The organism is Cognaticolwellia aestuarii, assembly GCF_002000025.1.
In the GTDB taxonomy this organism is placed as follows: Bacteria; Pseudomonadota; Gammaproteobacteria; order Enterobacterales; family Alteromonadaceae; genus Cognaticolwellia; species Cognaticolwellia aestuarii.
On sequence record NZ_MUZV01000001.1, the window covers coordinates 288,846 to 302,125 of the forward strand.

The following is a 13,280-nucleotide window of genomic DNA, read 5'->3' on the forward strand; positions in this document are numbered from 1 at the left end:
AGCAAAAGCCACTGGCAGCCCAGATAGAATGACTTATTCAGCACTGGTTTTTAATTCTAATTGTTCAACCAGTTCAATCAGATCTCGCCCGATAATGTCTGGTACGCCAAACAATGGATAAAGCGCTTTACCAGGACGCATAATAAAACCTGTTTTCCATCCTGCCTTTTCTGCACCCGCAATATCCCAAGCATGAGCTGCAATTAACATAGCATCCTCTGGAGCAATATTCATTTGCTGCTGAGCCCAGTGATACACTTTTAAATCCGGTTTGAATGTTGCTAAGTTTTGTACCGTGAGTGAACCGTCAAAATATTGTGCTAAGGTAGCATTCTTAAGCTGCGCTGCAATACCGGCATCAGATGAGTTAGTTAAGGTAATTAGCGTGTAACCTAATGCACGAAGTTGTTTAAGCCCTTCAACTACATCTTTATGTGGCGCTAAATCTCTAAAAGGCGTAAGCACCGCAGTACGGGCTTGTTGAGGAGTTAGCGCAATGTTTTTTTGCTTGGCTATCATCTCTAAAGAGGCAATTCCTATTTCAACAAAACTATTATATTGACCTGTTACATTTGCCACTAATGAGTAATGCAACATGGTAGTAAACCAGTAAGGCACGAGATCTTCCCTACCACCTAATGCTGCCGCGATAGATTTAGAAACATTATTTAAATCTAAAAGGGTTTCATTAACATCAAAAAAAATAACTTTCGGTTTAGCCAGTGGCGTTGTTGCCAGCTCTTGTGCTTGTACCACAGCCGAGAATATTGGCATGCTGCTAACAGCCATTACCACAGTAAGGATTAAGAGTTTAATTTTAGTCATATTAGTTTTGCCTATAAAAATTGGTTAGATATTACGAGTAAATATCGCGAAGTTTTCCCTTTGCGTTATTGGTTCCAGAAATATTGCATGATGTTCGAATTTGTAACCCTAGGATGATTATTCTTGAGCATAAATATACCATTTGGTACATTATAAATTAATTATGTTCCGATAGGTATAAAATTATTAAATGCACTTCTAACCGCTTGAAAAAAGCGATAAGAATTGTAGAAGATATTTTTATTCCCCCCTTAAATTGAAAGAGAATGAGAAATAAAATGTTAAGTAAGTCTGTAAAATTAACCTTGTCTGTTGTGTTTACAATGATTATTACCGGTTGTGCAAGTAACGATAATATTGCTGCAGGAAAAGTTATTGCGGTTGATGGCAATAATGCGAGGGTTTACATAGGTTCTGACGCTGCATCATTGCAAGGAAAAGAAATAACAGTGCGTAGGTTACTACCTACTGATACTGTACTTGAAGGTGAGCCGCTTTATTCTTATCAAGTGGTAGGTACAGCAGTAATTAACGCTGAAGATAAGCCTAACTTTATCAAGATAAAAACGCATGATATTACCCTTAAAAAGCAGGATATCATTGAGCTAACTGAATAATAAATAAGGCTAGATTACTCATATCATTTTTGCGGCACAGCGATGATAGTTGAGCAAATAAATGATTAATAGCTAAAAACTAGCTGCTCGTCGAAGTCACTAGTACCGTGATTTCGACAATTAAGCTAACGTGATAATGAAATGGTTATATCAAGCGAGGTGGTAAAATGGCGCTAAATAGTTTCTCCGTCAGCATTATGACTTAAGCATGCTGACAGATATTTAAATAACGAAACTTAATTAGTTATATGAAACTTAGTTATTTAAATAGAGAAAGAAGAACCACAGCCACACGTTGTTGTAGCATTAGGATTATTAACTAAAAATCGGCTACCCTCTAGCCCTTCGACATAATCAACTTCACCGTCAACTAAATACTGCAAGCTCATTGGATCAATCACCATAGTGACGCCTTTTTTTACAATGGTCATATCACCGTCATTGACTTTTTCATCAAAGGTAAAACCATACGAAAAGCCCGAGCAACCACCACCCGTAACGTAAACACGTAACTTCAGTTCTGGATTCTCTTCTTCCGTGATCAACGACAATACTTTAGTCGCAGCAGCGTCCGAAAATTTAATAGGTAATTCAGGATTAGACATAAAACTCAACTTAAAACAAATGAACTAGGGAGATTATCTTAAACTTGACTGTTTTAATCAAGTATTATGGTGAACTCTGTGAATTATTATCTATAATTCTCAGCCAAGGTTGACTCTGGTCAATGCGGTTATATTCTTGCCATTTCCCCTTAGGTAAAATTGCTGCCACATTAATCGTTTCAGGGACAAAGTTCTCGGGTAAGGTTAACTCACCGTTAATAACCTGAAAGTATTGAAAACTAAAAGATAAATCTTTTTTTGTTGATGTTGATATTTGCGATAATGGCATACTAGACGGTTTATTATTCAAACTGCCATTAATCGATATCTCAATATAGCCTTTGGCATAACGTTTACGTAATAATTGCTGAACTAACACGACTTGAAAACGATAATGCTGCGGGCTTTCCGTTTTAGTTAACTGGATATTATCAATTACCAAACCATTAGCAGCCTTTTCGGGCGCCATAACTTTTTCATAAAACGCTAGCTCTTTCTTCACCTGAAAATGCTCTTGCTCAATAGATTTTAACATTTTCTGGCTGCGCTGATTGGCCATACGCTCAACTTCAAGCTCAACATCGAGTGTATTAATTCGTTTAGTTTTATCAACTAACTGCTGATAGAGAAAATCTAACCGAGCTTGTTGCTGCGCTAAGGTCTGACTTTGATAACTATGATAAAAATTACCTAATCGATAGCCACAGAATAATGAAATGATGACAATCGCCAATAGTAAAATTGCCGAGCGAAATGCGCCCAAGCGCGTTACCACCTTACTGAGATTTATTTTTGCTAACCAATTCATTTGAAAAGTATTATGATATCCAAAAGGTCTGTATATATGCCCAATAAAAATAACTTACTATGAAGATAATAATTCAGTTAAAAAAGCGCCTAGCACTGCCCCAAACGTCTTGGCAGCTCTGTTTATTAGCTGCTGTTGGTGGTTTTGCATCTGCTTTGTTAGTTGTATTATTCATTTTTGCCATTGAAGGCATTCAGTTATTTTTTCTACGCGAGAAAGATGACTATAACAGCTTAGCGGCGTTAAGTCGTTTCCAATTACCAATTATTGGCGCTGTTATTATTCTATTTTTTGCTTGGTTAACTGGGTACAAATATATCCGTAGCGGTATTCCATATGTTTTACATCGATTAAAAATCGCCAATGGTGTTATGCCATTACGCAATACTATCAATCAATTTATTGGTAGCACAATAGCGCTTGCGGCTGGCTTCTCTGTTGGCAGAGAGGGGCCTGCTGTACACTTAGGTGCTGCATGCAGTAGCTACATAGGTAATAAATTAAATTTACCGTACAACGCCATTCGCAGCCTAAGTGCCTGCGGTATTGCTGCAGGTATAGCCGCTTGTTTTAATACCCCTATAGCGGCTGTATTATTTGTAATGGAAGTTATTTTACGTGAATACAAAGTCCACATTTTTATCCCTGTAATGATTGCCGCCATTGTCGGTTCAATGACAACAAGCAGCATATTTGGCGTAAATCATGAATTTGGCTATTTTAGTGCAATAACATTAACCCGTGATCATTATCTAATTTTAGCCTTACTTGGTATTGCATTAGGTGTGATTGCTTTTGCCTTTAATCGTTATTTAATTTTAGTGATCAAGCACAGTGCCCGCTTTCACATTGTTCCTCGTATACTCACCGCCGCATTTATTACTGGCGCACTTGGCTACGCTGTACCTTATGCTATGGGTACTGATTTAAGTGCGATAAATTTCTCTTTGCAAGATAACGTCGAATTACAACTATTGCTTGGTTTATTGTTAGCTAAAATGATCATGACGATTATGGCACTTGGTTTGGGGATACCTGGCGGCATTATTGGTCCTATTTTGGGTATTGGCGCCATTGCCGGTACCTGTGGTTCGATGATGGCAATGCATTTTATGACTGTAGACATCACTGCTAGTGATTTTGCGTTAATGGGAATGGCAGGCTTTATGGCCGCCACCCTCAATGCGCCATTAGCTGCGCTACTTTGCGTAGTTGAACTGTCTAATCAAATTGAAATAATTATTCCCGCTATGATTGTTATCACCAGTGCTTGTATTGCTTCTGGACAATTTTTTGGCAATCGTTCGATATTTATTATGCAACTGGAAGTGCAAGGCTTAGCTTATCGCCGCCCACCCATTGAAAAATCATTACAGCGCATTGGTGTGCTTGGCGTGATGGAAGAAAATATAACCTTATTACAACAAACTCATGATGACGGTATTGCTGAGCTGATATCAAATCAAACGATACACCAGCATGTTATTTGCCAAGTAACCCAAGCTGATGCGCCAACAGAGTTTATTTTTTATCAAGCAAGTAAAGCAAAGATTGACGATGAATACAAAATAGAGAAACACACGCTAATCCCACTTAATAGTCAATCAACGTTGGCCGAAGCTTATTTATTATTGGTCAAGAAAAGAGTTGGCGGTGTGTATATATATCACGAAAATCCAAATGTAATTATGGGTATAATACCCTTTGATACCATTCGTTCTTATTTACTGAAAGGAAAAACTAACTCATGAATACCATTCTTTGGCTTAAAGCATTTCATGTTATTTTTATGGTGGCATGGTTTGCTGGTATTTTTTATTTGCCGCGTATTTTTGTTAACCACGCTGAATCAAAAGAGCCATTAGTTCATCAACAACTTAAAGGCATGGAGCGTCGACTATTATACTTTGTTACCCCCTTTGCTATTTTTACGGTTTTATTGGGCATTGCAATTATCTATCAATATGGCTACCCATGGTTTGTCGCTGCAAAATGGTTACATATAAAAATCACACTGGTTATTCTGTTACTTATTTATCATGGCTATTGTTTTAAGTTAGTAAAAACATTTGCTGCAGACAAAAACACTCGCTCTGGAAAATTTTATCGTTTTTTCAATGAGGTACCTGTAATAATATTATTTATTGTTGTCATATTAGCGTATGTAAAACCGTTTTAAACCGCTAGGGTCTGTTAAGCTTTTATTTTAGCCTCTGCTATAAATTGAAAGATCAACAGCCCCTAGTGAAAACAATCTAGCCACAGTGACTTATTGTTCAAAATCGCTCGGCTTTTATCTGATAATAAAGGGTTATCTAGCTTAAAAACTTTACGTTGTGGCAAATTAGCTTTTTTGAACATACTCTGTGTGACTGGGTGCTGTGAGAAGAATTGTTTGAACGTTCCTGAATTAACTATCTTAGTAAAGCCGTACTCTATTCGCTCCACAAGACGACGATTGTCTTTATTGATAAAAAAGTACATTGGTGCAGGATACTTTAATAAAAAATGTTGTTCTATAGCCAATTGCTCCCTATCAGCTATTTCCAACCAAGGCTCATGTATGGCCCTAGGGAAATAATCGAAACGCTGCTTTTCTAACATAGTTAATAATGAAAACCCCCTCCCTTCAACAACATTAAAACCATTGGCACGTAGAATATTACTGTCAGGCCAATCATAGCCTTGACCAAGGGACATTTTTTTTAATTTATCGAGTGTTATCTCAGAGGAAAAGATTGTGCTGTCACTTTTACGGATAATAGCAATACGCACTCCCATAAGCCCCTTTAATAGTGGAATGTAAATCGCTTGTAGGTCTTGCTCTAGATCTTGCGAAGTCATTCGCCAAAGGATATCGATCGTTCGTTCCTGTTGTAACATAACAGAAGCTCTGCCTTGTGACATGTCCAAGATCACGGGGGTAAGCTCAAAATCACCATATTTATCGCTTGAAGCATCCAAAACCAACTTCAACAAATCAATATAATAGGCTTGTTTAGCTTCGGGATAGGTCTCAGAAATGTTATAGCGTACAACATCGAGCGCGTTAGCATTCATACTGCTGGCTAACAGAAAAGTTATTAATAGTAATAGTCGTAACACCCACATATTAATCAGTCCCAAACTTCTTTAATCACTGCAACTATCACTCTAATATACGGATATTTACTTCATGGCTAAACTTAGCCTATTTTGTTACTTCAAATCAAGATAATACATTCTCAGTATTTAACTTTTATGCTATATTTCGCAGCAAATTTGTTGCTACTTAAAAGCAACAATCGACTCAACAATGAAAACCACCAAGGTTCGCAAATTCTATACTTTGGTAATGATTGCGATAATTTAGGCATTACCTATGATGAAATTTGAAGGCAACCATATATTATCTGTCTCACAATTTGATAGAGAGAGTATTTCCCGCATTTTAGAGGTTTCAACCTTAATGGCACCTTACGCTATGCGAAAAAAGCGCTGCCACGTGCTTGAAGGGGCCATCTTAAGTAACCTGTTTTTTGAACCAAGTACTCGTACCCGTGTAAGTTTTGGCACTGCCTTTAACTTACTAGGTGGTTTTGTTCGTGAAACAGTTGGCCAAGAAAATTCTTCTCTGTCAAAAGGTGAGTCTTTATTTGACACTGCTCGTGTGATTAGTGGTTACTCTGATGTTATCGCCATGCGACACCCCACAATGCATTCGGTTGCAGAGTTCGCTAAAGGCAGCAATGTACCCGTGATCAACGGTGGGGATGGCGCGAATGAACACCCAACTCAAGCATTGCTTGACTTATTTACTATCCAGTCTGAAATGGCGCGCTATGATATGGGTTTAGATGGCTTAAATATTGTGTTAATGGGTGACTTAAAGCATGGTAGAACAGTGCATTCTTTATCTAAGTTATTAAGCTTATACAAAAATATAAAAGTCACTATGATTGCCCCTAAGGCATTACAAATGCCGGATAGCGTCGTAGCAACTTTATCTGATGCTGGACATCAAGTGGTGATGGCTGAAGAAATAGAAGGTCATTTAGCTTGCGATGTCATCTATCAAACTCGAATTCAACAAGAGCGCTTTGCGAGTAAAGATGAAGCCGAGTTATACCGCGGGCATTTCAGCTTAAACAAAACGGTTTATCAGCAATATTGTCATAAACATACCGTCATAATGCACCCATTACCAAGAGACTCACGTGCTGAAGCCAATGAACTCGACATTGATCTCAATGACTTAGATAACTTAGCAATATTTCGTCAAGCACAAAATGGCGTATTGGTACGTATGGCGCTATTTGCCTTAAGTTTAGGTGTAGAGAATCAACTTAGCCAATATGAAAAACCTGTCACTTGGCATACCAACAAATACTGATTTCGACCTTAATCGATAGATTACGTTAACAACGAGTAAAATATTATGATCAAAAATTCACAGCAGTTATTTAATGAAGCCCAAGATATTATTCCAGGTGGCGTAAATTCACCGGTTCGTGCCTTTAATGGCGTTGGTGGTACACCTGTATTTATTAAAAAGGCACAAGGTGCTTATGTTTTCGATTCAGAAGGCAAAAAGTATGTCGATTATGTTGGCTCATGGGGGCCAATGATATTAGGCCACAATCACCCTGCTATCCTTGAAGCCGTTATTGAGACAGCTCAAAATGGCCTTAGCTTTGGTGCACCAACAGAACTTGAAATAACCATGGCTGAAAAGGTACGTGAAATCGTTCCTTCCATGGAAAAATTACGTATGGTTAGTTCAGGTACAGAAGCTACCATGAGTGCAATCAGGCTCGCTCGCGGCTTTACTGGTCGTGATAAAATATTAAAGTTTGAAGGTTGTTATCATGGCCATGCTGACTCATTACTCGTAAAAGCGGGCTCTGGTATGTTGACTATGGGCGTACCAAGTTCACCAGGCATACCCGATGATGTGGCTAAACATACCCTTACCGTTAGTTACAATAACCTTGACGAAGTGAAAGAAATTTTTGCTAAATTTGGCGATGAAATTGCCTGCATTATCGTTGAGCCCGTTGCTGGTAATATGAATTGTGTACCTCCTGTTGATGGATTTTTAGCAGGTTTACGCGCCATTTGTGATCAATACCAAAGCGTTTTGATCTTTGATGAGGTTATGACCGGCTTTCGTGTCGCGTTAGGTGGCGCACAAGCGCATTATAAAATCGTGCCAGACTTGACTACTCTAGGTAAAGTTATCGGTGGTGGTATGCCTGTAGGCGCCTTCGGTGGTAAAAAGGAAATAATGGATTATATTGCACCTGTAGGCCCTGTTTATCAAGCGGGTACATTGTCAGGTAACCCTATTGCTATGGCTGCGGGGCTAGCATCTCTTAATGAGCTAACTAAAGGTAATAAGCACCAACAACTTAGCTATGCCACAGAAAAGCTTGCTATGGGTTTAAAAGCGGCAGCAGAGCGCAACGGTATCTCATTGTCGATTAATTATGTTGGCGCAATGTTCGGGTTTTTCTTTACTGAAGAAGAACACGTAACTTGCTTTGCTCAAGCAACAGCTTGTGATGGAGAAAAATTCAAACGCTTCTTTCATTTAATGCTAGAAGAAGGTGTTTACCTTGCCCCTTCAGCCTTTGAAGCAGGCTTTTTATCAACTGCTCATGGTGATGAAGAAATTGAATTTACTTTAGCCGCCGCAGATCGCTGTTTTGCTCAGTTATAAATAAGCTCGTAGCACCAATAAAAAAGGTAAGCACGATGCTTACCTTTTTTTGTCTAACTCAACTACCCCTTGCTAAATACAGTAGATTATTTCTTTACTACCGACAAACTAGGTTTTTTCACTTTTGATGTTTGAGTGCTCTGCGATTTAACTGATGCCTTTGCGTCTGCTTTATTATCTACACTTTTTAGCGTAGAAATCATTGCTGACGGCTCTGGTTTTTCAACCATAGCTTCTGGCTCAATATTTTCAATCGCCAACGATGTTCCTGCGCCATTTTCTTTCGCATAAATTGCAGCAACAGCACCATAAGGCACACTCATATGCTCAAGCTTACCACCAAAACGAGCACTAAGTTCGATAGTGAGCTCACCCATAGCAATGCTACCTACCGCTGATGCTGAAACATTCAAAACAATTTGGCCATCATTTACATATGACATGGGCACCATAACACCATAAACACTTACATCAACAACAATGTAAGGGGTTAGGCCATTATCAGAAATCCAGTCATAAAAAGCCTTAACAATATAAGGCTTATTTGATGTCATCTCATTAGTCATGTCTACAGTCTTTAAACCGGTGCGCCAAAACGTAATTCGCGCTCAGCTTCAGTTAATGACGCTTGAAAAGATTCACGTTCAAACACTTTTAGCATATATGACTTAAGCTCTTTAGCGCCTTGGCCTTCAAGTTCAATACCCATAACAGGTAGGCGCCATAATAAAGGTGCTAAATAACAATCAACCAAGCTAAACTCTTCACTCATAAAATAAGGCGCTTCATTCAAAATAGGCGCAACACTTAATAAGCTTTCTTTTAATTCTTGACGTGCTTTTGCTGCAGCATCAGCAGGACCATTATAAATAGTCTTTGCAAGGCTATACCAGTCTTGCTCGATACGATGCATCATTAATCGGCTACGGCCACGAGATACTGGATAAACAGGCATTAATGGTGGATGAGGGAAACGCTCATCTAGGTATTCAATAATAATTGATGCTTCATAAAGTGCTAATTCACGATCAATTAACGTAGGCACAGTGCCATAAGGATTCAAGTCAAGTAAATCCTCTGGCAAATTGGCTAAGTCAACCAAATGGATGTCAACACCGACACCCTTCTCTGCCAACACAATGCGAGTTTGATGACTATACATATCATCTGCATGCGAATATAAAGTCATAACAGAGCGTTTGTTTGCGGCTATGGCCATAATGCCTCCAAAAAAATCTTAATTAAAAAAACTAACAAAGGGGGCCAAAGCCCCCAGTAATATCTAAAGTTTACACTGCTTTATTTAACATAAATAACTAGTGTACATCTCTCCAGTATTCTTTCTTCAGTAAGTAAGAAAAGAATAGCAGGATAAATAGGAACCCAATAACCCAATAACCCATGCTTTCACGCTCAAGTTTATTTGGTTCACCGGTATATTCCAAGAAATTAGCCAAGTCACGAGCGAATTCGTCATACTCTTCTGCGGTCATTGAACCGCCAGTTGCTTCAGACAAATTACCATGCTCATCTATTGTACGAATCCCTTGAAGGTTTTGTAGTACATGTGGCATACCAACATCTTTGAAGACCTTGTTATTTACACCAAATGGGCGACTTTCATCAACGTAGAAAGAGCGCAAGTATGTATAAATCCAATCAGGACTTCTAAAGCGTGCTTCTAGCGTTAAATCAGGAGGTGTGCTACCAAACCATTTAGCCGCCTCTTTCGCAGGCATAGTATTGGTAATATGATCACCTACTTTTTCGCCAGTATGCATATAATTAGCAGCACCATCGGCATCAGAAATACCCAGATCAGCAAAAGTACGGTTATAACGCTGATACTTCAATTCGTGACACGCTAAACAATTATTAATGTATGCTTCAAAGCCGCGTTTTAACGATGCTTTATCCGTTAAATCATTGTTAGCCTTATCGAGCTCTAAACTAGGACCTGCAGCTATTACTAGCATAGGTAACATAGCTAAAACTGCTACAATAAATTTTTTCATTATCCTGTCACCCTCTCTGGAACTGGCTGAGTTTTTTCATTTTTACTGTAAATCCATAGCGCAACAAAAAAGCCAAAGTAACCGAAACTAGCAATAGCGCCAATCATGTTATTTAGTGGATTGGCTGGTAAAGTACCTAAAACCCCTAAAATAATAAAACAAATAGCAAATTGTACTAAGTTCACAGTATGGGCAGTACAACGGTATCGTAATGATTTAACAGTACCACGATCAAACCATGGCAGCATAAACAAGGCGATAATCGCGCCAAACATACCAATAGCGCCTAAAAGCTTATCTGGAATAACTCGTAAAATGGTATAAAACGGACCAAAGTACCAAACAGGAGCAATATGCTCAGGTGTTTTTAAACCATTAGCTGGTTCAAAGTTTGGCGCCTCAATAAAATAACCGCCACCTTCAGGAGCAAAAAACATTACCCAGCAGAAAACAATAAGGAAGATAACTACAGCAACTAAATCTTTCACCGTATAGTAAGGGTGGAAAGGTATCGCATCAACAATATCGTATTTCTTGGTGTATTGTTCGTGAAAAGTAAATTTACTTTGCTCTTCAGGAGGAACACTACCTTTAGGCTTTTTAATGTTCGTGCCATCTGGGTTATTTGAACCCACTTCATGTAATGCCAGAATATGTAAGAAAACTAATACAACTAACACTAGTGGTAAGGCAATAACATGCAAGGCAAAGAAACGGTTTAACGTAGCACCAGAAATAACATAATCACCACGGATCCAAAGTGTTAAGTCATCACCAATAACCGGAATTGCACCGAAAATAGAAATAATAACCTGCGCGCCCCAGTACGACATATTACCCCAAGGTAATAAGTACCCCATAAAGGCTTCAGCCATTAAGACTAAGAAAATTAACATGCCAAATAACCACAGTAACTCACGTGGTTTTTGGTAAGAACCGTACATCATGCCACGGAACATATGCATATATACCACAACGAAGAACGCAGAAGCACCTGTTGAGTGCATATAGCGCAGTAACCAACCGTAGTCGACGTCTCGCATAATGTATTCTACAGAAGCAAATGCACCGTCACCTGATGGTTCATAGTTCATTGTTAACCATACACCGGTTAATAACTGATTAACTAAAACAACACTGGCTAAAATGCCAAAAACATACCAAAAGTTAAAGTTTTTCGGTGCCGGATATTGCGCAGCATGCTTGTTCATTGCATCCATTAAAGGTAAACGCTGCTCAATCCAAGCCATTAAATTAGCGAACATTATGCTTCTCCTTGCGACACACCAATTAATAGCGTGTCTTCAGTCGGAAATGAGTGATCTGGAACCATCAAGTTCGTTGGCGCTGGCACACTTTGAAATACACGGCCGGCCATATCGAATTTAGAACCATGACAAGGGCAGAAAAAGCCATCTTTAACACCATCAACGTGTTGATCGAAATCGCCTTTATGGTGTGTTGGAGCACAGCCAAGGTGAGTACAAACACCTAACGCCACTAAGAATTCAGGCTTAATCGAGCGATACTCGTTAGTTGCATAAACAGGTTGTTGAGGTACTTCTGATTGTGGGTCTTTCAATTGGTCATCATGCGTACTTAAAGCAGAGATAATTTCTTCGGTTCTGCGTACCACATATACAGGTTTACCGCGCCATTCAGCACGAATTAATTGACCAGGCTCTATTTTACTTACATTGACTTCAACCGGTGCACCTGCTGCTTTCGCACGCGCACTAGGGTTCCAAGAACCAATGAAAGGCACAGCCACACCGACAACACCAACACCACCAACTACCGAGGTAGCCGCAGTTAAAAAGCGTCGACGGCCGTTGTTAACGGGCGCATTGCTCATTCAAACTCTCCAATTATTATCTAGCTAAAACAACAACACATGACTAAGAAAATCACTTAGTTATTGTGAAGATTGCTGATCGACTAAATCAACGAAAAAAAAATTGTTCTGATGATAAAGAAAACCCTTGTTTTTTACAAGGCAATTAACCTTTTCAACATAGGTTTATGCAAATAAAAGTTAATTGTCAATCATCACGTCAAGCAAATGAAAACTATTCGTATTTGTGATGCTGTGTTCTAGTGAATTGTACATCGGTACGAGTAAAACCTTTAACGCTTATTAACTTGAATATCATCACTATTTAAGCACTAAAAAGTGATTTATTACCAAATAGTAAATCAATATTTGCCAAGAAGCATTTTACGAGCCATAAAACAAAAAGAATATGACGTTGATCAAGTTTTTTCCATAAAAAAACCGGCAAAAGCCGGTTTTTGAAATCGTAAACGTAAATATTAACGTTTTGAAAATTGTGGCTTTTTACGAGCCTTGTGTAAACCAACTTTCTTACGCTCAACTTTACGAGCATCACGAGTAACGAAACCAGCGTTACGTAGAGGGCTACGTAAAGTTTCATCAAACTCCATTAATGCACGAGTAATACCGTGACGGATTGCGCCAGCTTGACCAGAAATACCACCACCAGTTACTGTGATGTTAAAGTCAAACTTCTCTAACATTTCAACTAATTCTAATGGTTGACGAACAACCATACGAGCCGTTTCACGACCGAAATATACAGAAATGTCACGTTTGTTAATTGTGATTGCACCGTTACCAGCTTTCATGAACACACGAGCCGTTGAGCTCTTGCGACGACCAGTACCGTAATATTGATTATCAGCCATTGC

General features: G+C 38.9%; 15 protein-coding genes. 5 read left to right on the top strand and 10 right to left on the bottom strand.

The window, feature by feature from the left end; genetic code table 11:
* Positions 1 to 33: 33 nt before the first annotated feature.
* Positions 34 to 825, bottom strand: coding sequence for a haloacid dehalogenase type II (locus tag B0169_RS01280; protein WP_179143611.1), 792 nt, complete (start codon positions 823 to 825; stop codon positions 34 to 36).
* Positions 826 to 1,103: 278 nt separating this feature from the next.
* Here B0169_RS01280 and B0169_RS01285 point away from each other — a divergent pair, with 278 nt between their 5' ends.
* The gene (locus tag B0169_RS01285) at positions 1,104 to 1,442 is read left to right on the top strand and encodes a hypothetical protein (RefSeq protein WP_077283934.1); all 339 of its coding nucleotides are present in this window, start codon (positions 1,104 to 1,106) and stop codon (positions 1,440 to 1,442) included.
* A gap of 263 nt (positions 1,443 to 1,705) precedes the next feature.
* On the opposite strand, the gene erpA is transcribed toward B0169_RS01285, so the two are convergent.
* Positions 1,706 to 2,047: an iron-sulfur cluster insertion protein ErpA gene (gene erpA / locus B0169_RS01290; RefSeq protein ID WP_077283936.1), complete on the bottom strand. Its 342-nt coding sequence runs from the start codon at positions 2,045 to 2,047 to the stop codon at positions 1,706 to 1,708.
* Positions 2,048 to 2,111: 64 nt separating this feature from the next.
* Positions 2,112 to 2,810 (bottom strand): DUF6776 family protein, encoded by a 699-nt coding sequence (locus B0169_RS01295; protein ID WP_235838430.1) that lies wholly within the window; start codon positions 2,808 to 2,810, stop codon positions 2,112 to 2,114.
* 104 nt (positions 2,811 to 2,914) lie between these two features.
* On the opposite strand from B0169_RS01295, the gene B0169_RS01300 reads away from it, so the two are divergent.
* Both B0169_RS01300 and hemJ read left to right on the top strand, forming a co-directional pair.
* Complete coding sequence (locus B0169_RS01300; RefSeq protein WP_077283940.1) at positions 2,915 to 4,606, top strand: chloride channel protein; 1,692 nt, start codon at positions 2,915 to 2,917, stop codon at positions 4,604 to 4,606.
* Entirely contained in the window at positions 4,603 to 5,034 is a 432-nt protein-coding gene (gene hemJ / locus B0169_RS01305) for a protoporphyrinogen oxidase HemJ (protein ID WP_077283942.1), read from the top strand. The genes B0169_RS01300 and hemJ overlap by 4 nt, the downstream gene beginning before the upstream one ends.
* A gap of 62 nt (positions 5,035 to 5,096) precedes the next feature.
* Here the strand turns inward: hemJ and B0169_RS01310 are convergent, their stop codons facing one another.
* Positions 5,097 to 5,915, bottom strand: coding sequence for a hypothetical protein (locus tag B0169_RS01310; protein ID WP_077283944.1), 819 nt, complete (start codon positions 5,913 to 5,915; stop codon positions 5,097 to 5,099).
* 301 nt (positions 5,916 to 6,216) lie between these two features.
* Here B0169_RS01310 and B0169_RS01315 point away from each other — a divergent pair, with 301 nt between their 5' ends.
* Positions 6,217 to 7,227 (top strand): aspartate carbamoyltransferase, encoded by a 1,011-nt coding sequence (locus B0169_RS01315; RefSeq protein WP_202971800.1) that lies wholly within the window; start codon positions 6,217 to 6,219, stop codon positions 7,225 to 7,227.
* Positions 7,228 to 7,275: 48 nt separating this feature from the next.
* Entirely contained in the window at positions 7,276 to 8,556 is a 1,281-nt protein-coding gene (gene hemL, locus B0169_RS01320) for a glutamate-1-semialdehyde 2,1-aminomutase (RefSeq protein ID WP_143323456.1), read from the top strand.
* An 86-nt stretch (positions 8,557 to 8,642) separates the two neighbouring features.
* Here the strand turns inward: hemL and B0169_RS01325 are convergent, their stop codons facing one another.
* From B0169_RS01325 to rpsI, 6 genes are all read right to left on the bottom strand, one after another.
* Positions 8,643 to 9,122 carry a ClpXP protease specificity-enhancing factor gene (locus B0169_RS01325; protein ID WP_077283947.1) on the bottom strand — a complete coding sequence of 160 codons (480 nt, stop codon included), beginning with the start codon at positions 9,120 to 9,122 and terminating at the stop codon, positions 8,643 to 8,645.
* Between the two features lie 11 nt (positions 9,123 to 9,133).
* Positions 9,134 to 9,775: a stringent starvation protein SspA gene (sspA, locus tag B0169_RS01330; protein ID WP_077283949.1), complete on the bottom strand. Its 642-nt coding sequence runs from the start codon at positions 9,773 to 9,775 to the stop codon at positions 9,134 to 9,136.
* Positions 9,776 to 9,872: 97 nt separating this feature from the next.
* Positions 9,873 to 10,571, bottom strand: coding sequence for a cytochrome c1 (locus tag B0169_RS01335; protein ID WP_077283951.1), 699 nt, complete (start codon positions 10,569 to 10,571; stop codon positions 9,873 to 9,875).
* Positions 10,571 to 11,836 carry a cytochrome b gene (locus B0169_RS01340; RefSeq protein ID WP_077283953.1) on the bottom strand — a complete coding sequence of 422 codons (1,266 nt, stop codon included), beginning with the start codon at positions 11,834 to 11,836 and terminating at the stop codon, positions 10,571 to 10,573. Before B0169_RS01340 ends, B0169_RS01335 begins: the two co-directional genes overlap by 1 nt.
* On the bottom strand, positions 11,836 to 12,426 hold the full coding sequence (gene petA / locus B0169_RS01345) for a ubiquinol-cytochrome c reductase iron-sulfur subunit (RefSeq protein WP_077283955.1): 591 nt from the start codon (positions 12,424 to 12,426) through the stop codon (positions 11,836 to 11,838). Before petA ends, B0169_RS01340 begins: the two co-directional genes overlap by 1 nt.
* A 458-nt stretch (positions 12,427 to 12,884) precedes the next feature.
* Positions 12,885 to 13,277: a 30S ribosomal protein S9 gene (rpsI, locus tag B0169_RS19415; protein WP_179143612.1), complete on the bottom strand. Its 393-nt coding sequence runs from the start codon at positions 13,275 to 13,277 to the stop codon at positions 12,885 to 12,887.
* Positions 13,278 to 13,280 lie beyond the last annotated feature (3 nt).

Excerpts from the sequence above, each read along its gene's own strand:
- B0169_RS01325 (WP_077283947.1), bottom strand. The coding sequence starts at position 9,122 with ATGACTAATGAGATGACATCAAATAAGCCTTATATTGTTAAGGCTTTT.
- hemJ (WP_077283942.1), top strand. The coding sequence starts at position 4,603 with ATGAATACCATTCTTTGGCTTAAAGCATTTCATGTTATTTTTATGGTG.
- B0169_RS01335 (WP_077283951.1), bottom strand. The coding sequence starts at position 10,571 with ATGAAAAAATTTATTGTAGCAGTTTTAGCTATGTTACCTATGCTAGTA.
- sspA (WP_077283949.1), bottom strand. The coding sequence starts at position 9,775 with ATGGCCATAGCCGCAAACAAACGCTCTGTTATGACTTTATATTCGCAT.
- B0169_RS01310 (WP_077283944.1), bottom strand. The coding sequence starts at position 5,915 with ATGAATGCTAACGCGCTCGATGTTGTACGCTATAACATTTCTGAGACC.
- rpsI (WP_179143612.1), bottom strand. The coding sequence starts at position 13,277 with ATGGCTGATAATCAATATTACGGTACTGGTCGTCGCAAGAGCTCAACG.
- B0169_RS01315 (WP_202971800.1), top strand. The coding sequence starts at position 6,217 with ATGATGAAATTTGAAGGCAACCATATATTATCTGTCTCACAATTTGAT.
- B0169_RS01300 (WP_077283940.1), top strand. The coding sequence starts at position 2,915 with ATGAAGATAATAATTCAGTTAAAAAAGCGCCTAGCACTGCCCCAAACG.
- B0169_RS01340 (WP_077283953.1), bottom strand. The coding sequence starts at position 11,836 with ATGTTCGCTAATTTAATGGCTTGGATTGAGCAGCGTTTACCTTTAATG.
- erpA (WP_077283936.1), bottom strand. The coding sequence starts at position 2,047 with ATGTCTAATCCTGAATTACCTATTAAATTTTCGGACGCTGCTGCGACT.
- petA (WP_077283955.1), bottom strand. The coding sequence starts at position 12,426 with ATGAGCAATGCGCCCGTTAACAACGGCCGTCGACGCTTTTTAACTGCG.
- B0169_RS01285 (WP_077283934.1), top strand. The coding sequence starts at position 1,104 with ATGTTAAGTAAGTCTGTAAAATTAACCTTGTCTGTTGTGTTTACAATG.
- B0169_RS01280 (WP_179143611.1), bottom strand. The coding sequence starts at position 825 with ATGACTAAAATTAAACTCTTAATCCTTACTGTGGTAATGGCTGTTAGC.